We start from the raw sequence: 24,019 nt of genomic DNA on the forward strand, positions 1-24,019 counted from the left end.
TAAAAATAATAATTAGCAAAATTACCTTCAGTGAGGTATTATTCAGCATAATACGTTTTAACCACGGCACCCTAACTGAATCGGGCACGTGAATTGCGGATTATAAACGAAAACCAGTCGTCCGGCATGGTGTTTTTCAGACAGGCATCACATGTTAAAACCTGTCAAAACGCCATGCCTTATCATGTTTTTAATATATAACCTCAAGATAGACAAAAGGCTTTTCATGTTTGGCTTTTTCAACCGTTTTTTGTCCCACGACCTGGCTATCGATCTGGGTACGGCCAATACGCTTATCTATGCCAAAGACAAAGGCGTGATACTCAACGAACCCTCTATTATCTCGGTTCAGGAAAATGAGCATCACCAAGAATCCACCATTGCCATCGGCACCGAAGCGAAGAAAATGCTGGGCCGCACACCTGCGTCCATCCGCGTTGTTCGCCCGATGAAAGACGGCGTAATTGCCGACTTTGAACTTACCGGAAAAATGCTCAAACATTTCATCCGTAAAGCCACGGAAGGCCGCCCTTCCCGCGTTGTCATCTGTGTGCCTTACGGGGCTACCCAAGTGGAACGCAAAACCATTGCTGAATCTGCCAAAGCTGCAGGCGCGTCGGATGTGTTTTTGATTGAAGAGCCTATGGCTGCCGCTCTAGGCGCAGGCCTGCCTGTAAACGAAGCCGCCGGCTGCATGATTGTCGATATCGGCGGCGGCACAACCGAAATCGGCATTTTGGCTATGAACGAAGTGGTTTATGCCAACTCGATCCGCACCGCAGGCAACGCTTTTGATGAAGCCATCACTCTATATGCGCGGCGCGAATTCGGCGTCATCATCGGAGACGTTACTGCGGAAAACATCAAACAAACCATCGGAACCGCCTATCCTGTTGAAAATGTGGAAAGTATGATTATTACCGGACGCAGCATTTCCAGAGGTACGCCCCGCACATTTTCTATCAATTCGAATGAAGTGTTTGAAGCGCTCAAAGACCCGCTAAACAGAATCATTCAAGCCATTATCACCTCTCTTGAGCTGACTCCCCCCGAGCTTGCCTCAGACATCATCAGCCGCGGGCTGGTATTGGCCGGAGGCGGCGCGCTCTTGAGCAATATGGATCGTTTATTGTCAGAAGCTACCGGCTTGCCGGTAATAATTGCAGAAAATCCTTTATGTTGCGTAGCACGTGGAACAGGCTACGCATTGGATTTAATCGGAACCCAACATCCGATTTTGTCACAAATCCCTTAATAAAAAATTTTGTTATACATCATGGCAAAACCGTCTTTCAGCTTCGACCGCCCCAAGCGCGTGCCCGTTGGCAAGTTTTTCACACTCTGCCTGACCAGCATCGCGCTTTTGATGCTGGATCAAAAGTTTGAAGCGGTACAGCATGTTCGCAGCATTGCAGCTTCTTTCACTTTCCCCTTGCAATGGATTGCAGCCAAGCCTGTTGAGCTATATGAACACATCAGCCTGTTGGCTCGCTCACAAGCCGAATTAAAAAGCCAAAACCAAACTTTGCAAACAGAAAATATCAAATTGCAGATAGCTTCACATAGAAACGAAGCATTGGAAAAAGAATTAGGCGAATTGAAAAGCGTTTTGAATTTAAAGCAGATTAACTTTACTGATTCAGTGGCCGCCGAAGTGGTATCAAACGGCAGCAATCCTTTCTCCGACCTGTTGGTCATCGACAAAGGCAGCGAAAGCGGTATCCGTGCAGGAGATGCCGTGATTGACCGCAATGGCTTAGTAGGCCAAATCACACAAGCGCGCCGCTACAGCGCCGATTTGCGCCTGATCTCTGCTAATGAATTGCTTGTGCCCGTAGCCGTGGCGCGCACAGGTGTGCGCAGCCTGACTTTTGGTGACGGCAACCGCATTTCCCTCCGCTATTTTCCCACTGATGCCGATCTAAAAGCCGGCGACATATTGCTCACTTCCGGCATCGACAGTGTTTATCCTGGCGGTATTCCCGTGGCTCGGGTAAAAGAAGCTTCGAAAGCTTCAGGAACACCTTACTACCAAACAAAACTTGAAGCATCTTCCGGTTTGCAATCCAGCAAATATCTTTTGGTTTTATCTCAAAAACCGGCAGCTTCCACCGCAACTGACCAACCATGAGTAATCTCAGTCTTTCCCAAACCCGCCTGCCGATTGTACCTGTTGTTTTAACATTAGCAGGGGCATTATTGCTGGATTTTATACCGCTTCCTGCCGATATTTTTTTCTGGCTGCCCAAATTCAGCGCCTTAGTGTTGATTTTTCTTGCGCTTTACCGCCCGCAAACATTCGGCCTGTTTACCGCTTTTTTAATCGGGCTCGCTGTTGATGCCGGCACAGCCACGCCGCTGGGGCAATATGCTCTAGCCTACGTTACGGGCATTTTTTTGCTTCAACTTCCAGGCTTTATGAGCAGACTTAATACACCCGCGCGGCAGCTTATCGGCGTACTGGTTGTCTTGTTGCTTATCCACGTATTGTTACTGTTTATCCATGCAGTCAATCAACGGCAATTGGTTCACTTAGAAAGTATGCTCGCAGCATTAAGCGGCATGTTGCTTTGGCCTTTAATTGATAAGATTTTGAAATATTTCTTTAACCGCTTCACAAAATGAAAGAAACAGCTACCCAACAGGCAACTGAAACACGCATGCCCAATAAAGACTTCAACCGCCGCTTGGGGGTTGCTTTTTGCGTTATTGTTCTTTCATTTTGCATACTGGCAGCCAATTTCTTTTATCTTCAAATATTTAAGCACGAAGAATATTCGGTTCAAGCAGCTTCCAACCGTATTTCCCTGATTCCCACCCCGCCTGTACGTGGTGAAATCGTGGATGCCAACGGTGTGGTTCTGGCACGCAATTATCCCGTGTTTTCTCTGGAACTCAGTCCCAAAACCATTGGCAACAAACACATTGATGCCACTATCGAAGCGTTGAAATCCTATGTTGATATTACTGAAGCCGATTTAACCCGCTTCAAGAAATTCCGCTCCGAATTCCGTTCGTATGAAAAAGTGCCGCTCAAGCTTAGATTATCTATAGATGAAGCTTCGCGCCTGGCTCCACACCTTTCACAGTTTCAAGGAGTGGAAATCAATACCCGTACATTCCGCGAATATCCTTACGGCGCGCTCACAGCCCATTTCTTGGGCTACATCGGCCGCATCAGCGACCGAGACCAGGAAAAGCTCAATGAAAACAACCGCCGCGCACTTTATCGAGGCAGCACGCACATCGGCAAAACAGGCTTGGAAAATTATTATGAAAACCAGCTTCACGGTGCGCCCGGTTACCAACGTGTAGAAAAAGATGCCCACGGCAATATCGTGCGCGTTTTAAACAATGAGGAACCTAAAAACGGCCTCACCCTCAAACTGGCCATGGATATCCGCTTGCAGCAAGAAGTTGACCGCATTTTTTCAGACAGGCGTGGTGCAGCCATTGCCATCGACCCGCAAACCGGCGGCGTGTTGGCTTTCGTATCCAAACCTTCTTTCGACCCCAACCTGTTTATCGACGGCATTGATTCAACCACATGGAAAGAGTTGAATGAAGACTGGCGACGCCCGCTGCTAAACCGGGTTACACAAGGCCTCTATCCCCCGGGTTCGACCTTCAAACCCTTCATGGGCATGGCTTTGCTTGAGAGCGGAAAAATCACGCAAACAACCGTCATCCCCGCGCCCGGAGCGTGGAGTATTCCGGGCAGCCGCCACGTGTTCCGCGATTCCGTGCGCAGAGGGCATGGCTCTGCCAATTTAAGCAAGGCCATCCAAGTTTCATCCGACACTTTTTTCTACCGACTGGGTTATGAAGCGGGCATTGAAAAATTGGGCAAATACTTGGCAGAATTCGGTTTCGGCCAGCAAACCGGCATCGATATTCCTAATGAATACCGCGGCATTCTGCCCTCCCCTGAATGGAAGGAAAAACGCTTCGCCAAACTGCCTGCCACTGAACGGAAATGGAGACCCGGAGAAATGGTGTCGGTCAGCATCGGCCAAGGTTATAACGCCTATACGCCATTGCAGCTGGCGCATGCCACAGCTTCATTAGCCAATAACGGTAAAGTGTTCCGCCCTCATCTGGTCAAAGAAATTCTGGATTATGCCAACAAAGAAAAATTTGTGATTGAGCCGCAGGCGAGCAGACAGATTCCGTTTAAGCAGGAAAACTTTGAATATGTGAAACAGGCCATGCAAAAGGTAACACGTCCTGGCGGCACCGCTTGGCGCATCGGCGGCGCACCTTATCCGCTCGCCGGGAAAACAGGTACTGCACAAGTTGTGCAAATCAAACAAGGAGCACGCTACAATGCCGCCACTTTGCGCGAACAACACCGCGACCATGCATGGTTTATTGCATTTGCGCCGATAGAAAACCCTAAAATCGCCGTTGCCTTGATTTTGGAAAACGGCGGCTGGGGCGCGCACGCCGCGCCTTTAGTACGCCGTTTGATGGATTATTATCTTTTGAATCTTAATGGCTTGGGCAATCAAACGGCTATCGAAACAGCTGCAGCCAATCAGCCTCCGGCATCTGCACCGGCTCTCAACGGCCAAGCAAAAACAACACCGCTGACACCACTGCCCGGTTTTCAGACAGGCATTTTTCCCGAAGACAATCCGGGATCAACATTACCATGAATAAAGCAAAATCAACCCCGGAATTGCAGAATAAGCTGCAAAAAGCATTACACTTCATTTGGCAGCCGCTAGATGCCTGGCTGCTGTATGCCATGCTCGCCATTTATATTATGAGCATGTTTCTACTTTATTCTGCCGACGGTCAGACCTTCGGCCAGCTTGAAAACAAAACAGTGCATACCGTTATCGGTTTTATCCTGCTTTGGATCATAGCCTGGCAACAGCCTAAAACCTTGTCGAAGTTTGCTTTACCGATTTATATCACCGGGGTGCTGATGCTGGTGGGTGTGGAACTCTTCGGCATTACCGTAAACGGCTCCACCCGTTGGCTTGATTTGGGTTTTACCCGCATACAGCCTTCCGAAATCATGAAAATCGGCCTCCCTATGACCATTGCATGGTTTTTGCAGCATTATGAAGATAGATTGCGCTGGTTTCATTATTTAGCCGCCCTTCTGATCACAGCCATACCTGTTACACTGATTCTCAAACAACCGGATTTAGGTACCGCCGTTTTAATTATGGCCTCGGGCGTATTCGTAATTTTCTTCGCCGGCCTGCCCTGGAAAATCATCTTACTGGCGCTTGCCGGTTTTGCCGCATCACTCCCATTAATTTGGAATTACGGCTTACATGACTACCAGCGTACCCGGATTCTAACGCTGCTTGACCCAACCAAAGACCCGCTCGGTGCCGGCTACCATATATTGCAATCCATGATTGCCATCGGTTCCGGCGGCATATGGGGAAAAGGCTGGCTAAACGGTTCACAAACCCATCTCGACTACATCCCCGAAGCCACCACCGATTTTATTTTAGCGGCTTACGGCGAAGAATTCGGTTTGGTCGGTAATTTGCTACTGCTGTTGGTTTATCTGCTGATACTTGGCCGCGGGCTTTATATTGCCGCACAAGCAGATTCACTTTACAGCCGCACATTGGCAGCAGCGCTGACGATGACATTTTTTTGCTACGCCTTTGTCAATATGGGCATGGTTAGCGGCATTCTGCCCGTAGTTGGAGTACCGCTGCCTTTGGTGAGTTACGGCGGCACCGCCACTCTTTCTGTCATGATCATTCTGGCGATTCTGATGGGTATTTCTAAAGAATGCAAAGATCAGGCTCGAAGCCAAACTGAAAACAATAAGGAACAATTTAGGAATCATTAAAAATGGGCATGGAAATCGGCAAACTCATACTCGCCTTTATGGTTTTGATTAACCCGTTCAGCGCACTGGCGATTTTTCTCGACCTCACCCGCAATAACAGTACACGAGAGCGGAAAAAAGTGGCGCAAATTGCCTCACTGAGCGTGTTTATCGTGATTGCAGTATTCGCTTTTTCAGGCAACTGGATTCTGCGTCTTTTCGGCATCAGCACAGGTGCTTTCCAAGTGGGTGGCGGGCTTTTGGTCTTTTTAATCGCCATTTCCATGATGAGCGCCGGCAGTAACCCGGCCAAACCGGAAATCGGTGTAGAAGAAAGCAATGAAATTACCGTCAAACCCAAGCACCCCACCCAAAGCGCCGCCTCGGTTGCCGTGGTGCCGCTGGCAATCCCCATGATGATTGGCCCCGGCGGCATCTCTACCGTAGTGATTTACGCCTCGGCAGCAAAAAGCCTGCACGACACTTTGTTTATCGTTGCGGCCGGCGCGATTATCAGTATTATCTGTTTCATTACCCTGCTGGCCGCCAGCAAAATCAGTAACGTGTTAGGAGAAACCGGTTTAACCATTCTCAACCGTATCATGGGCATGCTGCTGGCCGCGGTGTCTGTGGAAATTGTGGTGGCGGGTTTGAAAGGCTTGTTTCCCCAGCTTGCCGGATAAGCTTTAGGGAAATCCCGGAAACCGTCACAATAATGCCTGTCTGAAAAAGTTTCAGACAGGCATCTATCTAAATTAATCCTACCGCAAGCAAACTTATTTCTTCCAATAAGCCGGTGTAAACAAAATAAACACGGTAAAAATTTCCAAACGCCCGAGCAGCATCACAATGCAGCACAGCCACTTCTGCACCACGGTTAAATCCGCATAATTGTGCGCGGGGCCCACGCTGCCCAAACCCGGGCCGGCATTGGTGATGCAGGCAATGGTTGCGGTAAACGCAGTGATAAAGTCTAATCCGGCAACCATTTGCGCAAATGTGAAGAAAATCACCGTCATGAAATAAACAAAAATAAACGCCATCACGGCCAGCGCCGTTCGCTCGGAAATCAGGCGTTTGTTCACTTTTACTGTGCGCACTGCATTCGGGTGCAGCAGCAGCAGCATTTCGCGCAGGCTGAATTTCGCCAGAGCAACCACGCGCGCCATCTTTACACCGCCGCCCATAGAGCCGGTGTTGGCCAGAATATTGGAGAGGAAAAACATCCAAAGTGATACGATTAGCGGCCATTTGGCAAAATCATAATTGGCATAACCATTGGCCAGACCGATAGAAACAAAGTTAAAGCTAACGAAGCGAAGTGCTTCTTCAAAGCTCGCATAGTAATTTTTGTACCACAAATACAGGCTCGATGCGATGATGCTTACGGCCATCAACACCAGCATGACCCGGCTTTCTTGGTTACTCCAATAACTTTTAAGCGAACGCTCTCGCACCACGGCAAAATGGCAGGCAAAATTAATGCCGCCCAAAATGGTTACTACGATCAACACGCTTTCAATGACCACCGAATTAAAATAAGCAATGCTGCTATCGTGTGTAGAAAAACCGCCCAAAGACGTGGCAGATAAAGCGTGGCACAGCGCGTCAAACCAGCTCATGCCCGCCCAACGCAATGCAAAAAAAGCGGAAACGGTAATCACGGAATACGAAATCCACAATTTTTTCGCCACTTGCGAAATGCGCGGTGCCATTTTACTGTCTTTGTCTATGCCCGGAATCTCGGCTTTAAAAAGCTGTGTTCCCCCCAAACCCAACATGGGCAATACGGCCACAGCCAACACGATAATCCCCATCCCGCCCAACCAATTGAGCATATGGCGCCAGAAATTCAAAGTGGGAGCCAGCGTATCCAAGCTAGAGATAACGGTTGCGCCGGTGGTGGTGAGGCCGGACATGGCTTCGAAAAAAGCTTCGTTATAGCTCATGCCTGGCAGGTAAAGATAAAAAGGGACGGCGGAAATGGCTGCAAATCCGAGCCAAAGCATCACCACCAATGTAAAGCCGTCACGCGGGCGCAATTCACGCTGGAAATTCAACGTTGCCATCCAAGCAAGCGCCGAACCGATAAGCGTAACAAATGCGGTTTTGGCGAAAGCGGAGAAAGTGCCGTCCACATAAAAATAGGAAAACAGCGTGGGTATCATCAAAATCAGCGAGTAAAACACGCCGAGTTTCGACAACACATGGATAATGGGTAAAATTTTGCGGTTTTGCATGGTGGTTGGTGTGTTCAGACAGGCATGGTTTAAATGCCTGTCTGAAAGAATAAATTAGGATGTAATGCCTGTCTGAAAATGCGGATACATCAGCCGAAGAAGCCTACTTTCACCTGAATCAGCTTTTCCAGCTCGCGCAACACGCGGCGGCGGGATACGAAGAAAATAATGTGGTCGCCGTCGGCCATTACCGCGTCTTCTTTGTGCCCCATGGTTACTTCGTCACCGCGAACCAAAGCGGCAAAGTGGCAGCCGTTGGGCCATTTCACCTCGGAAACACGCCTGCCGACCAGCGCCGAAGTTTCCGGCGTGCCGTGTACCACCACTTCAATCGCCTCGGCCGAACCGCGCCGTAAAGGATACACCGCCACCACGTCGCCGCGGCGGATATGGGCCAAGATATGGCCGATAGTAATCAGATTCGGCGACACCACGGTATCGATTTGGTTACCTTCGAGCAAATCCACATAGCGCGAGCGGTTGATGATGGTCAGCACCCTTCTCGCGCCCAAGTCTTTGGCCAAAAGGCTCGACATAATATTGTTTTCATCATCATTGGTTAACGCACAAAACACATCAATTTCGTCGATATATTCGTGTGCCAGCAGGTTTTCATCCGTGGCCGAACCCGACAGCACCAAAGCGTTATCCAGATTTTCAGCCAGCCATTCGGCGCGCTTTGCCCTGTTTTCAATGATTTTGATGTCGTAAATATTTTCCACTTGCTTAGCCAGCCGATAACCGATATTGCCGCCGCCGGCAATCATCACCCTTTTCGTGGGCTGAGCCAAAGGCCGTAATTCGCGCAAAATGGTTTTCACATAACGGCTGTCTGCCACAAAACACACTTCATCGCCTTCAATAATGATGGTCTTGGCCGAGGGTACGATTAAGCGGTTGTTGCGGTAAATCGCACAAATTTGGCAATCCACGCCTTCCGGCAGATGGCTGTTGATTTCGGAAATTTCCTTATTTACCAGCAAGCCGCCGTTATGCGCTTCCACCACCAGCATTTTTGCCCGTTCGTCGGCAAACGTGAGCACTTGCAAGGCATTGTTATAACTGAGCAAAGCAACCAACCGATCGGTTACCAGCTCTTCGGGGTGGATAGAATCGGTTACGCCGAAAATCTGCAGGCTGTTTTCCAGATCGTCTTTATCCAAAGCGTATTCCATATAATCACTTTGGCGTACACGGGCGATCCGGTCGGGGATATTGAACACATCCGCGGCGATTTTACAGGCCAGAAGATTGGTTTCATCACTGCGCGTTACCGCCAGCAGTAAATCCGCATCCGCCGCACCCGCCATTTCCAGCACCACCGGCGAAGCGCCGTTGCCCACAATGGTTTGCACATCCAGCTTGCTGCCTATCTTTTTCAGGGCCTGTTCGTCCACATCAATGATGGTTACATCATTATCCTGAGCCAAATTGGTGGCGATGGTTGAGCCGACTTGTCCGCTGCCAAGAATCAAAATTTTCACGTTTAATTATTTTGTTTACTCGAATAGCGTTATTGTAAACCAAAACGGAAAAGCAATAGCAAAGAAACGAATGCCCCTATATGAAATATTAATCCGTTTCAGACAGGCATCTGCTTATCAAATACCTGAAATATGATGTAATATAATGCTCTGCCGAACATGCTTTGCGCGCATCATGCAATGCCTGTCTGAAACATTAAATCGCAATAACAAATAACCACCGCAAAGGAACACAATCAATGACCGTTATCAAACAAGAAGATTTCATTCAAAGCATTGCCGATGCTTTCCAATTTATCAGCTATTACCATCCCGTTGATTACATTCAAGCTTTATACAAAGCCTGGCAAAAAGAGGAAAACCCTGCCGCTAAAGACGCGATGACGCAGATTTTGGTCAACAGCCGTATGTGTGCCGAAGGCCACCGCCCGATTTGTCAAGATACCGGTATTGCCACCGTGTTTTTAAAAGTGGGCATGAACGTGCAGTGGGACGCGCAAATGAGCGTGGCCGATATGGTAAACGAAGGCGTGCGCCGCGCTTATACCCATCCCGACAACACCTTGCGCGCTTCCGTTTTGGCCGATCCTGCCGGCAAACGCCAAAACACCAAAGACAACACGCCGGCGGTGATCCACATGGAAATCGTAGCGGGCGACAAAGTGGAAGTAACCTGCGCGGCCAAAGGCGGCGGTTCGGAAAACAAATCCAAGCTCGCCATGCTCAACCCTTCCGATTCCATCGTTGATTGGGTGCTGAAAACCATCCCCACTATGGGCGCGGGCTGGTGTCCGCCCGGCATCTTGGGTATCGGCATCGGCGGTACGCCTGAAAAAGCAATGTTGCTGGCCAAAGAATCTCTAATGAGCCACGCCGATATTCACGAATTACAGGAAAAAGCCGCTTCCGGTGCAGAACTGTCCACCACCGAAGCCTTGCGTTTGGAATTGTTTGAGAAAGTGAACGCGCTGGGCATCGGTGCGCAGGGTTTGGGCGGGCTAACCACCGTATTAGACGTAAAAATCCTGGATTATCCGACACACGCCGCGTCCAAACCCGTGGCCATGATTCCGAACTGCGCCGCCACCCGCCACGTTGAATTTGAGTTGGACGGATCAGGTCCGGTACACCTCGAACCGCCTTCATTGGAAGATTGGCCCGACATTACCTACAATCCTGAAAACGGCAAACGTGTCAATGTAGATACGCTCACCAAAGAGGAAGTGGCCACATGGAAAATGGGCGACGTGCTGCTCTTAAACGGCAAAATCTACACCGGCCGCGATGCCGCCCACAAACGTATGGTCGATATGCTCAATAAAGGCGAAAAACTACCGGTAGACTTCACCAACAAGTTGATTTACTACGTCGGCCCGGTTGACCCCGTACGCGACGAAGTGGTCGGCCCTGCCGGCCCCACCACCGCCACACGCATGGATAAATTCACCCGCCAAATGCTGGAACAAACCGGCTTGCTCGGCATGATCGGCAAATCCGAACGTGGTGCCGCCGCCTGCGAAGCCATTGCCGACAATAAAGCGGTTTATCTGATGGCGGTAGGCGGTTCGGCCTACTTGGTGGCCAAAGCCATCAAAAAAGCCAAAGTCGTGGCCTTTGAAGACTTGGGCATGGAAGCGATTTACGAATTTGAAGTGAAAGACATGCCCGTTACCGTGGCGGTGGACAGCAGCGGCCAATCCGTACATGCCATTGCCCCGAAAAAATGGCAGGCGAAAATCGGCATTATTCCGGTTGAATCTTAAAGCGGCATTTGTTTAAATAAGGCTGTCTGAATCATTTCTGACAGCCTTCATTTTATCAATACAAAGGAGAAAACCATGCCCATCACCAAAGGATTTAAAACGCTGGTGGAAGAAGCCATGAGCCAGATTACCACCCACAGCGTTGACGAAGCGCGCCGCCGTGCGGAAGCAGGCAAGGCCACCTTAATCGATATCCGCGACATCCGCGAGTTGGAGCAAGGTGGCCGCGTACCCGGCGCTTTCCATGCCCCGCGCGGCATGCTCGAATTCTGGGTTGACCCCGACTCACCCTACCACAAACCAATCTTTGCCAACGAAAATACCGAGTTCATCCTGTTTTGCGGTGCAGGCTGGCGCAGCGCGCTGGCAACCAAAACCCTGCAAGACATGGGCATGACCAATGTCGCCCATATCGAAGGCGGCTTCGGTGCTTGGAAAGAAAGCGGCGCACCGATCGAAAAAAACCATTAAAGATTTGCGGCCTACTTAAATATAATGCCTGTCTGAAAGGTTTTCAAACAGGCATTACAAACTTGCTCTTACCAAAGGAAACTCTATGACCACTCCCGCACGGCGTTTGGCCCAACTGCGTAACGCTATGAAACAAAATGGTTTTAATGCATGGATTATCCCCACCGCCGATCCGCACCTTTCCGAATACCTGCCTGAACACTGGCAAACCCGCGCCTGGGTTTCCGGCTTCACCGGCTCGGCCGGCACGTTAGCCGTTACCGCTGATGATGCCGCACTGTGGGCCGACAGCCGCTATTGGGAACAGGCCGAAACGCAGCTTGCCGGTAGCGGGATTCATCTTGAGAAGCTCGGGTTAAACGGCAACCACATCGATTGGCTGGCCGAAAAGCTGCCCGCCGACGCCACCCTCGGCATCGCAGCCGACATGCTCTCGCTGGCGGAAAAGCGCCGTCTTCAAGCGGCTTTTGCCAAAAAAAACATCACATTGCGCGACGGGCAAGACATTATCAACAGTTTCTATTCAGACAGGCCTGCCCTACCCCGTGAAAAAATCTACATCCATCAAGCCCGCTACACGGCAGAAACCGCCCGAGAAAAGCTGGCACGCGTACGGGCGTTTATGCAGGAAAAAGGCGCCAGCCATCATCTGATTTCCGCTTTAGACGACATCGCCTGGCTGACCAACCTGCGCGGCAACGACGTTTCCTACAACCCCGTGTTTCTCGCCCACCTGCTGATTGACGCGCAGCAGGCCGTATTGTTTGTTGACGACACCAAACTCGGCCAACCCGAACGCGCCCACCTTGCAGCCGCAGGCATCCGCACCGCCGATTATCATCATCTGCCGCAAGCCATAGCCCAACTTTCAGGCAGCCTTCTGCTCAGTCCGGCCAAAGTAGCCGTGAGCAGCTTGGCATGCCTGTCTGAAAATGTGGAGCTGATTGAACACACCAACCCGAGCACTTTATTCAAATCCGTTAAATCCGACAGCGAGATCGAACACATCCGCCGAGCCATGATAGAAGACGGCGCGGCCTTGTGCGGCTTTTTTGCCGAGTTCGAGCGCAAGCTGGCAAACGGCGAACCGGTGAATGAGCTGGACATCAGCGATATGCTGACCGCCCACCGCAGCCGACGACCCGGCTATATTTCACCCAGCTTCGGCACCATTGCCGGCTTCAACGCCAACGGCGCCCTGCCGCATTACAGCGCCACGCCCGAAGCGTACAGCCAAATCTGCGGCAACGGCCTTTTGCTGATTGATTCGGGCGCACAATATGAAGGCGGCACCACCGATATTACCCGCGTCGTTCCCGTCGGCACGCCGAGCAGCCAGCAAAAACGCGACTACACGCAAGTGCTCAAAGCCCATATCGCCCTTGCCCGCGCCGTGTTCCCCGAAAACCTGCCCGCGCCCCTACTTGATGCAGTATGCCGCATGCCTTTATGGCAGGCACAATGCGAGTTCGGTCACGGCACCGGTCACGGCGTCGGCTATTTTCTCAATGTACACGAAGGCCCGCAGATGATTTCCTACCGCGCCATGCCGCAGCCTGAAACCGCCATGAAATCAGGCATGATCACATCCAACGAACCGGGGCTGTACCGGCCGGGCAAATGGGGCATCCGCATCGAAAACTTAATCGTCAACCGCCCCGTTGCCCAACCGCAGGAAACCGAATTCGGCACCTTCCTTTGCTTTGAAACCGTAACCCTGTGCCCGATAGACACCCGCTTAATCGACACCGGCCTACTCACAAGCGAAGAAACCGCTTGGTTAAATAACTACCACGCCACCGTGTTTGAGAAACTTGAGCCGTTAACAGAAGGCGAAGCAAAAGCGTGGTTGATTGAACGCACGCGAACTATTTAACATCAATGCCTGTCTGAATATCGTTTCAGACAGGCATTGATGATTTTAAAACCTAATCACGATAATAAGAATAAAGCCACAAACCATACAGGCGACACAAAGCAAGCCATACTTGCCGATATTCCTAATTCAACCCTAATTTTCCATCCCTATAATCATCGCAAACTGTGTTTATTTTTATCAATTCAATCAAATGGAATTTAAATCCGAATGTTGGAAAGCCTAAATACCTTCAACCGACAAGTTTTCTTGTTATTCAATGCCCCTCCTGATGCAAACCCGATCAACATCCAACTGGCCATATGGCTTGCAGAACATCTGGTGGTCGTGTTTTTTATCACACTGGCAATTTATCTTACGTGGAAACACCGCCGTAATAAACGTGTTTATTTAAGCGTATTTGCCAGCATTCTGCTCGGCATCAGCATCAGCTATTTAATCCGCAAAGGCTTTTACCATCCGCGCCTGTTCGAGCTAGGCTTAGGCACCAATTTCTTAGAACACGGCACCTCTTCGTCGTTTCCAAGCAAACACCTTACCGCCATGTTTTCAGGCGTATTACCCCTCTGCTTCATGCCGGCAACCCGCTTATTCGGCATATTTTGGCTGCCTTCCGCGCTTTCTATTACTTGGGCACGCATATACCTCGGCGTACATTGGCCTTTAGACATAGCGGGCGCATTTGCCGTTTCACTAATTGCAGCAAGCATCGCCTACTCTATAGTATTTATAGAAAACGCCTGTCTGAAAATACCGTTCAGACAGGCATAAAGCTGAAAACCTGATTCTTAGGCAAAGTATGGTAATTTAAACAATCGGCACTATATTTAATTCAATACATTTCGCCCAATCTCATAAAAGGAAACACGATGAATTTCAATAATCTGCTTAATCAAGTTTTAGGTTCCGTACAAAAAAATGCCGGTCAGGCGGGCAATATCCTTTCAGGTAACAAAGGAGCATTGGCCAAAATCGGAGGCAGCGCCGCCGCACTCGGCTTGGTTTCATCATTGCTCAAAAAGAAAAACACCAAAACCCTCGTGCAAGCCGGTTCGATGGCTGCACTGGGCGCTTTGGCCTATCATGCCTACCAAAGCTGGCAAAACAATAAAAACTCGCAAAGCGCTGCCGCACCGGCCTTAGAACAAACCGAATTCGCGCCAACCGGCATCGCAGCCGAAAATGCAAGCCGCGTGATTTTGCGTACTATGATTGCCGCCGCAGCTGCCGACGGCCTAATTGACGATGCAGAGCGCCAACTGATTCACAGTGAAGTAGGCGATGATGCCGAAACCCAACAATGGATTGCCAGCGAAGTTACCCGCCCCGCCAGCGCCGCCGACATTGCACGCGACATCGGTGCCAATCCCGCTTTAGCTGCCGAAGCTTATCTGGCCGCCCGTATGATATGCGGCGATTTGGCCCGCAAAGAAATTGTATTTCTTTCCCAACTTTCACAAGCGTTGAACCTCGATGAAGGCTTGGTTGAACACTTGGAAAAACAGGCAGGTTTCTAAAATGCGCGTTCTTTTGGTTGAAGACGATACCATGATCGGAGAGGCGGTGTCGGGCAGCCTGAAAGATGCGCGATATACCGTAGACTGGGCAAAAAACGGCCTGCTCGCATTAAGTTCGCTCAATGCTCAAAAATATGATTTGGTGTTGCTGGACTTAGGCTTGCCCCAAAAAGACGGCTTGGAAGTATTGGCGGAATTGCGCGCCGCCGACAACCAATTGCCGGTGATTATCCTGACCGCGCGCGACGATATCGACAGCCGTCTGCGCGGCCTTGACGGCGGCGCAGACGACTACGTTATCAAACCTTTCGACATGAGCGAACTGCTTGCCCGTATGCGCGCGGTGTTGCGGCGGCAAAGCGGCTCGGCCAACACCGAACTGGACAACGGCATTTGGTCGCTCAACCCCGCCACTTATCAGGCGCGCCATGTCAAAACCGGCGAAACGGTCACCCTGAGCAATCGAGAGTTCGCCATTTTCTATGCATTGATGCAACATCCGGGCATGATATTGTCGCGCGCCAGCCTGGAAGATAAAATCTATGGCTGGGGCGAAGAAGTGGAAAGCAACGCCATCGACTATCTGATTCACGCGCTGCGCAAAAAACTGGGTGCCGAAAGCATTAAAAATGTGCGCGGCGTCGGCTGGCTGGTGCCCAAGTCTCCCGCTTAAACCGCTTCAGCCAATGCCTGTCTGAAACCAATCATCCGAAAGGAAAACCGATGAAAAAAGCGCTGCCTCTATTAGTTGCAACATTATTGCCTGCATGCTCAACATCCATCCCGCCAACCGGATTGACAGGTGTTTGGCAGGTTCAAGAAGTGGGGCAGATCAGCCCTGAAAACCTAACCACGATTGAATTCGAATCCAACGAACACAGGTTTTACACACGCGGCGGCTGCAACAATATGTTCGGCAAATACCGTGAGCATAAAGGCACACTCAAAATGTTCGATACCATAACTACCTTAAAAGCCTGCAAAAGTTCACTGATGAACTTAGACGACAGGCTGTCTGCCGCCTTCGAAAACACCGCATCCTATCAAATCAGCGGTCAACACTTGGAAATCCGCAATGCCCAAGGGCAAATTCTGATTAAAGCCATCAAAGCCGCCGATAAATAACCCCAGCTCGATATATAAAAACAATGAAACAATTCGCGTCTCTGCAACTGCGCCTGATTCTCTGGCTCACCACGACCGTGGTACTGGCTGCCGTTGCAGCAGGCATTACCGCATTTGTTGCCGTTTATTACGAAGCAGGCGATCTGCAGGATGAATTACTGGAGCAAACGGCCGCCTTTGCCGCCATATCAGATTACCCTGTCAATAATCATATCGACGACGATGTAAGAATAGTCATTCAAAATCTAGACCAACCCCGCATGGGTGATATTCCCTTACCACCAGGTTTAAATGATGGTTTTCACAATATCGAATACCGCAAAGAACAATACCGCGTTTACATACATAAACACAAAAACGGCCAACGGCTAGCCTTATTACAAGAAGACGACTTGCGCAAAGACACGGCATTAACCAGTGCCAGCTTGGTTATCTGGCCGATTCTGCTGCTGATCCCGATAATGGCCTTACTAACCTTTATTGCCGTGCGCAGCAGCCTGAAACCGGTTAAAAGCCTGTCTGAAAGCCTTGCCCGGCGTAGCGACAACGATCTTTCCCCTCTTTCCGAACAGAATATTCCGATTGAGATTACGGGTTTTATCCAAGCCATTAACCGGCTGTTTGATCGAATTAAAGAAAGCATCCAGCGCCAACAAAGGTTTATTGCCGATGCTGCGCATGAATTACGCTCACCCATGACTGCCCTGTCACTACAGGCCGAACGTTTGTCCCAACGCGATTTACCGCCCGACACCGCAGATCAGCTCAAAACACTGCGCGAAGGCATACGCCGTAACCGCCATCTATTAGAGCAGCTACTGGCCATGGCAAGAGCGCAGCAAGACGATCATAAAGCACTCAACAAAACGCTTTCAGCCCGTAAAATCTGCGAACGCATTGTGCAAGATCTCTACCCGCTTGCCGAAGCGCGCAATATTGATTTCGGCATTGACGGCGATGAAGACGTAATGCTTGCCTGCAACGAAACCGAGCTTTACACCCTGTTGAAAACTTTCGCCGACAACGCTATCAACTACACACCGCCCGGAGGACGCGCCGATTTGCGCATACGAACGGAAAATCAAGAATGCGTGTTCGAAGTGGAAGACAGCGGCCCCGGTATTTCCCCTGCCGAACGCAATCGGGTATTCGACCCCTTTTACCGAATTCTCGGCAGCGACACAGAAGGCTCAGGCTTGGGTTTATCCATTGCCAAAACATTGGTCGAGCGTCAGGGCGGCAGCATCAGCCTTCATCATTCCACCATCAACCCCAGCGGCCTACTAGTAAAAATCCGCCTTCCTATCACGCACAGTTAGTTAACTTACTGAAACAGTGTAGCGGCATATCCAATAAGCTGAAACAAACTATGCCTGTCTGAAAAGCTATTTTTCAGACAGGCATTTAAATTTATTTTTGATACAAGGCAGCCAAGCTGCAGACAGTATGAGTGGTGCAGAACTGATTTTGTTGCTGCTTGAGCAGCTTGTAAACTCATACTCTTTGAGCTAAAGCGCAGCAACGCCGTAACAGAAATAAAGTTTATTGGCGATAACGGCGCTGTTACTAAAATCAAGTGATTTAATTATATAATTGGTTTAACTAAAGAAGCCTGTCTGAAAGAATTTTTCAGACAGGCTTCTTTACACATCAACCGTTTCCTACAAACCACCCGCGCCCAACGCATTGGCGATATCGCGAACCGAAGTTACATACATGCGGCTGTGGTTATATTGCCAAACCGCATAAAAATTATTCAGGCCGATATAATAGTCAAACACACCCGGACTGGTTTCCAAGCGGTAAAGCACCGCTTTTTCCGAATCAGCCACCGGCTCCAGCGGCGTTACCCCCATTTTCTTCAACTCGCCCACCGTATATTTCAGTGATGTCTTCTCATCAATCACCGCCTGCAATTTCGGATTAATCTCCAACGAAACCGGCACCACCATTCTGCCGCCGCTCTTCCAACCGTGCACCCTCATATAATTGGCAACCGATGCCGCCACATCTTCCACGTTATACCAAATGTCCCTGCGGCCGTCTTTATCATAATCCACAGCCCACTTGCGAAAGCTCGAGGGCATAAACTGCGGCATCCCCATCGCGCCGGCAAAGCTGCCCGTAAAACTCAACGGATCGCGCTGCTCCTCTTTGGCCATCACCAAAAACTCGGCCAGCTCTTTCTGAAAAAATTCACCACGGCGCGGATAATCGAAAGCCAACGTAGCCAAAGCATCCGCCACACGGATATTACCCTTATTAGCGCCATAATTGGTTTCAATACCCACAATCGCCACTATCAACTCGGCAGGCACACCATATTCACGCGCGATTTTATCGATCACACCACGATTCGCCGCATAAAACTGCAGTCCGCCGCTGATTTTCGCCGTGCCCGAATTACCTTGTTTAAACTCATACCACGGGCGCGATGTACCCGGCCGGTTCATAATATTAATGATATTGCCGCGATACACAACAGCGTTAAAAAAGCTCTGCAACTCGTCCCTGCTCAAACGCTGTTTGCCCGCTTCATATTCAATAAATTTTTGCACATTCTCATTCGCATTAAACCCTACCTCCGCCGGGCTGGGCGCAGCTTTGTTAAAAAACGGTCTGTCTTTTGCCACAGGCTTAACCGGCTTGCCCGCTCCACTGCTTTTCGGCGCCGCAGGCGGTTTTTTCTCACCATTACACGCTGCTAAAGCCAATGCCGCCAAGGCCAATATTGCGATTTTTTTCATACATTTTCCCTAACACATATCGGCTATTTGCAAAAATAGCAAAAGCGAATTTTACCAAATTATCACAATTACCAAAAGAAAAGCTTAAATATATAGTCAATCAACTTAATTTTTATCACGGTTCATCACACTTGAGGCAAGACCGAGTATAACGAACGTACTATTTTTTAAGTTTATTTGCTATAGTGAAGCAACTATAGTCAATCAACTTAATTTTTACTACGTCGTTGCTGCGCCGTAGCTCAAAGAGAACGATTTTGTAAGCTGCTGAAGCAGCAACAAAATCAGTCTCGTACTACTTGTACTGTCTGCGGCTTGCTCTTGTATTAAAAATAAGTTGATTGACTATAAAAAAAGCAGTCACAGTAAAAAATGCCTGTCTGAAAAATTTCAGACAGGCATTTGACCGTTAAGCTTATTTAATCTTTCGGCTGTTGCTCACGCGGTTCGCGGGCCGGGGCTTCCGCTAAGGCCTTAATAGATAGGCGTACGCGGCCGCGGTCATCCACTTCCAGCGCTTTCACATTCACGGTTTGGCCTACTTTCAGATAGTCGGCCACATTGTTCACGCGCTCGTGTGCGATTTGACTCACATGCACCAAACCGTCTTTGCCCGGAAGCACGGATACGATAGCACCTACGTTGTTTTCCAAGATTTTCAACACGGTACCTTCGTACACTTTGCCCACTTCCACTTCTGCGGTAATCTCTTCGATACGGCGTTTGGCGGCTTCGCCCGCTTCTCCTGCGACTGCAGCGATGGTTACGGTACCGTCGTCATCGATATTGATTTCGGTACCGGTTTCAGCAGTGATGGCGCGAATGGTTTCGCCGCCTTTGCCGATAACATCGCGGATTTTATCAGGGTTGATTTTCATGGTGAATAGGCGCGGCGCGTGTTGCGACAGCTCTTGCGGGCCATCAACGGCTTCTTTCATTTGCGCCAAAATGTGCATACGCGCTTCTTTGGCCTGCTCCAAGGCAATCTGCATAATTTCTTTGGTAATGCCTTGAATCTTAATGTCCATTTGCAGCGCGGTTACGCCTTCGGTAGTACCCGCCACTTTGAAGTCCATATCGCCCAAGTGGTCTTCGTCGCCCAAAATGTCGGTCAACACGGCGAATTTATTTCCTTCCAAAATCAAACCCATGGCGATACCGGCAACGTGAGCTTTTAGCGGCACACCGGCAGACAGCAGGCTCAAACAGCCGCCGCACACGGAAGCCATTGAAGAAGAGCCGTTAGACTCGGTAATTTCGGAAACCACTCGCATGGTGTAACTAAATTCTTCCGGCGAAGGCAGCACGGCAACCAGCGCGCGTTTAGCCAAACGGCCATGGCCGATTTCACGGCGTTTCGGCGCGCCCATGCGGCCTACTTCGCCGGTAGAGTATGGCGGGAAGTTGTAGTGTAGCATGAAGCGGTCGGTATATTCGCCGTTTAAGGCGTCAATGATTTGCTCGTCGCGCGAAGTGCCCAACGTCGCCACTGCCAAAGCTTGGGTTTCGCCGCGGGTAAACAGTGCGGAGCCGTGGGTGCGCGGCAATACGCCTGTCTGAATATTAATCGGACGCACGGTGCGGGTGTCTCGGCCGTCGATACGCGGTTGGCCGTCAAGAATCTGACCGCGAACTACGTCGGCTTCCAATTGTTTGAAAATACCTTTGATTTGGTTGGCGATGAGCGTGTCGGTTTCTTCGGTAATCAAAGATTCTTTCACTGCGTTCCAAGCCTCATCCAGCTTTGCAGTACGCGCCTGCTTTTGACGGATTTTGAATGCTTCACCAATGGTGCCGCCGGCGATCTCGCGGATTTTAGCAACCAATTCGGTGTCGGCTTCCGGCGCTTTCCAATCCCATACTTCAGGGTTCACTTCATCGGCAAATTCGTTAATGGCATCAATCACAACCTGCATTTGCTCATGCCCGTAAACCACCGCACCCAGCATCACATCTTCAGGCAGCACTTGCGCTTCTGATTCCACCATCAAAACAGCTTTGGCAGTACCGGCTACCACCAAATCCATTTGTGATGTTTCCAGCTCAGTTTTGGTCGGGTTCAACAAATATTGGCCGTCGGCATAACCTACGCGTGCGGCACCAATCGGGCCGGCAAACGGCACACCGCTCAACACCAGCGCGGCAGATGCACCGATCATAGCCGGAATATCGGAATCGATTTCAGGATCGATAGACACCACCATCGCTACGATTTGGATATCGTGGTAAAAACCTTCGGGGAACAGCGGACGAATCGGGCGGTCGATCAGGCGGCTGGTGAGAATTTCTTTCTCACTTTGCTTGCCTTCGCGTTTGAAAAAGCCGCCGGGAATTTTACCGGCCGCGTAAGTACGCTCGAGATAATCAACAGTCAGCGGGAAAAAATCCTGGCCTTCTTTTACATCTTTATTAGTGGTTACCGCCACCAGCACAACAGTGTCACCCATAGACACTTTTACCGCGGCGGCAGCTTGGCGGGCTACTTCACCGGTTTCCAAAGTAACGGTCTGATTGCCGTATTGGAACGATTTAACATGTTTATTAAACATTTGGTTTCCTTTTTATTATTAAGGCCGCCGCTGCTAAAACACTAACCATATATACTGATTTCCAAAACACATGGTTAGGGTTTCAGACAGGCATGCGACAAAAGTTGAACACATTTTCAGACAGGCATTCAAACCAAATGCCTGTCTGAAAAATATAGCTGTGAAACACATATTTCATATAAGTCAGCAAACCGCAGCCAATACTAGATAATACGGGGCTGATTTTGTTGCTGCTTTAGCCGCTCACAAAATCCCTCTCTTTGTGCTGAGGCAGACTCATGCAGTATGAAAATCAAGTCATAGCTAACAGAAGCGGATTATGCCACAAAAACGCTTGCTTGGGGCGGCGGCGGAAAAATGCGTTTCCACCCTCTTTCCGCCACTTCAAAGTCTAATGGCAACCGCCGCTTTTACCGCCGCAACGGTCACAACCGCCGCAAACACCTGCTTTATCTGATTTCGATTTAAACACATATTTCCGCATCAGATAAGCTGCGCATACAATCACGATTAAACCGACAATAATATATTGTTCCATTACAGTATCCTCGAACTGATTTGATACACGATAAAAGCAAACACATAAGCCAAGGCAAAAAGATAAGCCGTAATCATCCAAGTTTGTTTCGCCGATTTGGTTTCACGCTTAATCACGGCCAAAGTGGCTGCACACATCGGCGCATAAACATACCAAGCTAAGAAGGCGAAAGCTGTCGGCAGGCCCCAACTTTCATTCACAATCGGAATCAAGGCATTTTGCACGGCATCTTCTGATGTATTTGCACCCACGGCATAAACCGTACCCAAAGCAGCGACCACAACTTCACGCGCTGCGATACCCGGAATCATGGCAATACACATCTGCCAAGTGAAGCCCAAAGGTGCGAATATCGGCTGAATCCAACTGCCTAAAGTACCGGCAAAACTGTAATCGATCGCTGCTCCGGTTACACCTTCCGGAGGAGCCGGAAAGCTTACCAAAAACCACAGCACCACACTCACTGCAAAAATAATCGTGCCGGCACGTTTCAGGAACGCCCACACCCGCTCCCACAAGCTGACAATAATGTGTTTGAAATTCGGCATACGGAACGTAGGCAATTCCATTAACAAAGGAAACTGCTGCATACCGCCTTTTCGGCGCGCAAACCATTTCATCACAAATGCCGTCAACCCGGCCGACACAATACCTGTCACATACAGCCAGAACAATGTCAAGCCCTGTAGGTTAAACACACCCCACACAGTCTTCTCCGGTATCAAAGCTGCAATAATCAGTGCATATACCGGCAAACGTGCAGAACAAGTGAACATAGGTGCAATCGCAATAGTAACCAAACGCTCACGCGGATCATGAATGGTTCTCGCAGACATTACGGCAGGTACCGCACAGGCAAAGCTGGAAAGCAGCGGAATAAATGCCCTGCCCGACAAACCGGTTTTTGCCAGCATGTTATCCAACAAAAACGCTGCTCGCGGCAAATAGCCCGAATCTTCCAAAAGCAGAATGAAAGCAAACAAAATCGTAATCTGCGGCAAAAACACCAATACGCTGCCCACACCGGCAATCACACCGTTAACCAGCAAATCCTGCAAAATCCCTTCGGGCACAACCATTGCCACCCACTCACCCAAAGAACCGAAAAATCCTTCAATCGCATCCATAATCGGCTCAGACCAAGAATAGACAGCCTGAAACACCAACAAGAGGATAATCATCAGCAAAATCATGCCCCACACAGGATGCAGCACTAAACTGTCCACACGCCTATGCCATGCAGGCAGTTCCATCTGTGTTTCCACCACCTGCCCAAGGATACGCTCTACTTCGTCGTATAGTTCATTACTGTCTAAAGCTTCCAGTGTTTTGAGTGCGGCATCACTGTCGAGCTGCTTTCCGTAATGAGGCAGATTGCGTACTGCCTCGCGCACACCGCGTATTCCTTCCTTGCTAACCGCCACTGTTTCCAGCACCGGCACACCCAGCAATTCACTAAGCTTCGCCGCATTGATTTTCAAGCCGCGTGAACGTGCCACATCACTAAGATTCAGCGACACAGCCATCGGCAACCCTAAAGTTTTCAATTCAAGAATCATGCGTAAAGTCATGCGCAGATTGGTGGCATCTGCAACCGCAATAATCCCGCTCATTTGCTGGCCAAGCCTGCCCAGCACCATATCACGCGCGACTGCTTCATCCAAACTGGTTGTACGCAGGCTGTAAGTACCGGGTAAATCAATAATATGGATGGATTTATCATCCACAAACACACCCTCACGCCTGTCAACCGTTACACCCGGGTAATTGGCCACTTTGGCATTTGAACCTGTCAAACCATTAAACAAAACGGTCTTGCCGCAATTAGGCGCGCCGACCAGTGCAAAATAACTTAAATCCATTTGTGTATTCCTCTTATTTCAACATCCTTGAATATTTGCCG

General features: G+C 49.7%; 20 protein-coding genes. 14 read left to right on the top strand and 6 right to left on the bottom strand.

Features of this window, described 5'->3' with window-relative positions; translation table 11 throughout:
- The first annotated feature begins 226 nt into the window (after positions 1 to 226).
- From HMPREF9370_RS08345 to HMPREF9370_RS08370, 6 genes are read left to right on the top strand one after another with little or no spacing between them, the layout of a single operon-like run.
- Entirely contained in the window at positions 227 to 1,255 is a 1,029-nt protein-coding gene (locus HMPREF9370_RS08345; protein WP_040667079.1) for a rod shape-determining protein, read from the top strand.
- Positions 1,256 to 1,276: 21 nt separating this feature from the next.
- On the top strand, positions 1,277 to 2,131 hold the full coding sequence (mreC, locus tag HMPREF9370_RS08350; protein ID WP_009117014.1) for a rod shape-determining protein MreC: 855 nt from the start codon (positions 1,277 to 1,279) through the stop codon (positions 2,129 to 2,131).
- Positions 2,128 to 2,625 carry a rod shape-determining protein MreD gene (gene mreD, locus HMPREF9370_RS08355; protein WP_009117015.1) on the top strand — a complete coding sequence of 166 codons (498 nt, stop codon included), beginning with the start codon at positions 2,128 to 2,130 and terminating at the stop codon, positions 2,623 to 2,625. Before mreC ends, mreD begins: the two co-directional genes overlap by 4 nt.
- Entirely contained in the window at positions 2,622 to 4,658 is a 2,037-nt protein-coding gene (gene mrdA, locus HMPREF9370_RS08360) for a penicillin-binding protein 2 (protein ID WP_009117016.1), read from the top strand. The genes mreD and mrdA overlap by 4 nt, the downstream gene beginning before the upstream one ends.
- Entirely contained in the window at positions 4,655 to 5,827 is a 1,173-nt protein-coding gene (gene rodA, locus HMPREF9370_RS08365; protein ID WP_009117017.1) for a rod shape-determining protein RodA, read from the top strand. The genes mrdA and rodA overlap by 4 nt, the downstream gene beginning before the upstream one ends.
- 2 nt (positions 5,828 to 5,829) lie before the next feature.
- Positions 5,830 to 6,489, top strand: a complete 660-nt coding sequence (locus HMPREF9370_RS08370) for a MarC family protein (RefSeq protein WP_009117018.1) — start codon at positions 5,830 to 5,832, stop codon at positions 6,487 to 6,489.
- Positions 6,490 to 6,582: 93 nt separating this feature from the next.
- Here the strand turns inward: HMPREF9370_RS08370 and HMPREF9370_RS08375 are convergent, their stop codons facing one another.
- The gene (locus tag HMPREF9370_RS08375; protein WP_009117019.1) at positions 6,583 to 8,046 is read right to left on the bottom strand and encodes a TrkH family potassium uptake protein; all 1,464 of its coding nucleotides are present in this window, start codon (positions 8,044 to 8,046) and stop codon (positions 6,583 to 6,585) included.
- Positions 8,047 to 8,135: 89 nt separating this feature from the next.
- Positions 8,136 to 9,530 (bottom strand): Trk system potassium transporter TrkA, encoded by a 1,395-nt coding sequence (gene trkA, locus HMPREF9370_RS08380; protein WP_009117020.1) that lies wholly within the window; start codon positions 9,528 to 9,530, stop codon positions 8,136 to 8,138.
- Positions 9,531 to 9,769: 239 nt separating this feature from the next.
- On the opposite strand from trkA, the gene HMPREF9370_RS08385 reads away from it, so the two are divergent.
- The 8 genes from HMPREF9370_RS08385 (at position 9,770) to HMPREF9370_RS08420 (ending at position 17,601) form a co-directional block, all read left to right on the top strand.
- A complete protein-coding gene (locus HMPREF9370_RS08385) occupies positions 9,770 to 11,293 on the top strand; it encodes a fumarate hydratase (protein WP_009117021.1) in 1,524 nt (507 codons plus the stop codon).
- 75 nt (positions 11,294 to 11,368) lie between these two features.
- The gene (locus tag HMPREF9370_RS08390; protein WP_009117022.1) at positions 11,369 to 11,764 is read left to right on the top strand and encodes a rhodanese-like domain-containing protein; all 396 of its coding nucleotides are present in this window, start codon (positions 11,369 to 11,371) and stop codon (positions 11,762 to 11,764) included.
- 85 nt (positions 11,765 to 11,849) lie between these two features.
- On the top strand, positions 11,850 to 13,640 hold the full coding sequence (locus tag HMPREF9370_RS08395) for an aminopeptidase P family protein (RefSeq protein WP_009117023.1): 1,791 nt from the start codon (positions 11,850 to 11,852) through the stop codon (positions 13,638 to 13,640).
- Positions 13,641 to 13,850: 210 nt separating this feature from the next.
- Positions 13,851 to 14,411, top strand: coding sequence for an undecaprenyl-diphosphatase (locus HMPREF9370_RS08400; protein ID WP_009117025.1), 561 nt, complete (start codon positions 13,851 to 13,853; stop codon positions 14,409 to 14,411).
- Positions 14,412 to 14,509: 98 nt separating this feature from the next.
- The gene (locus HMPREF9370_RS08405) at positions 14,510 to 15,157 is read left to right on the top strand and encodes a tellurite resistance TerB family protein (protein ID WP_009117026.1); all 648 of its coding nucleotides are present in this window, start codon (positions 14,510 to 14,512) and stop codon (positions 15,155 to 15,157) included.
- 1 nt (position 15,158) lies between these two features.
- Positions 15,159 to 15,830 carry a response regulator transcription factor gene (locus HMPREF9370_RS08410; RefSeq protein ID WP_009117027.1) on the top strand — a complete coding sequence of 224 codons (672 nt, stop codon included), beginning with the start codon at positions 15,159 to 15,161 and terminating at the stop codon, positions 15,828 to 15,830.
- A gap of 50 nt (positions 15,831 to 15,880) precedes the next feature.
- Entirely contained in the window at positions 15,881 to 16,282 is a 402-nt protein-coding gene (locus HMPREF9370_RS08415; RefSeq protein ID WP_009117028.1) for an META domain-containing protein, read from the top strand.
- Positions 16,283 to 16,305: 23 nt separating this feature from the next.
- On the top strand, positions 16,306 to 17,601 hold the full coding sequence (locus tag HMPREF9370_RS08420) for an ATP-binding protein (RefSeq protein WP_009117029.1): 1,296 nt from the start codon (positions 16,306 to 16,308) through the stop codon (positions 17,599 to 17,601).
- A gap of 342 nt (positions 17,602 to 17,943) precedes the next feature.
- Here the strand turns inward: HMPREF9370_RS08420 and mltB are convergent, their stop codons facing one another.
- The 4 genes from mltB to feoB form a co-directional block, all read right to left on the bottom strand.
- Positions 17,944 to 19,029, bottom strand: coding sequence for a lytic murein transglycosylase B (mltB, locus tag HMPREF9370_RS08425; RefSeq protein WP_009117030.1), 1,086 nt, complete (start codon positions 19,027 to 19,029; stop codon positions 17,944 to 17,946).
- 419 nt (positions 19,030 to 19,448) lie between these two features.
- Entirely contained in the window at positions 19,449 to 21,578 is a 2,130-nt protein-coding gene (pnp, locus tag HMPREF9370_RS08430) for a polyribonucleotide nucleotidyltransferase (RefSeq protein WP_009117031.1), read from the bottom strand.
- Between the two features lie 391 nt (positions 21,579 to 21,969).
- Positions 21,970 to 22,116: a FeoB-associated Cys-rich membrane protein gene (locus HMPREF9370_RS12575; RefSeq protein WP_009117032.1), complete on the bottom strand. Its 147-nt coding sequence runs from the start codon at positions 22,114 to 22,116 to the stop codon at positions 21,970 to 21,972.
- A complete protein-coding gene (gene feoB, locus HMPREF9370_RS08435) occupies positions 22,116 to 23,978 on the bottom strand; it encodes a ferrous iron transporter B (protein ID WP_009117033.1) in 1,863 nt (620 codons plus the stop codon). The genes HMPREF9370_RS12575 and feoB overlap by 1 nt, the downstream gene beginning before the upstream one ends.
- Between the last annotated feature and the right edge of the window lie 41 nt (positions 23,979 to 24,019).

The sequence above is a fragment of the Neisseria wadsworthii 9715 genome, from assembly GCF_000227765.1.
Lineage (GTDB): Bacteria > Pseudomonadota > Gammaproteobacteria > Burkholderiales > Neisseriaceae > Neisseria > Neisseria wadsworthii.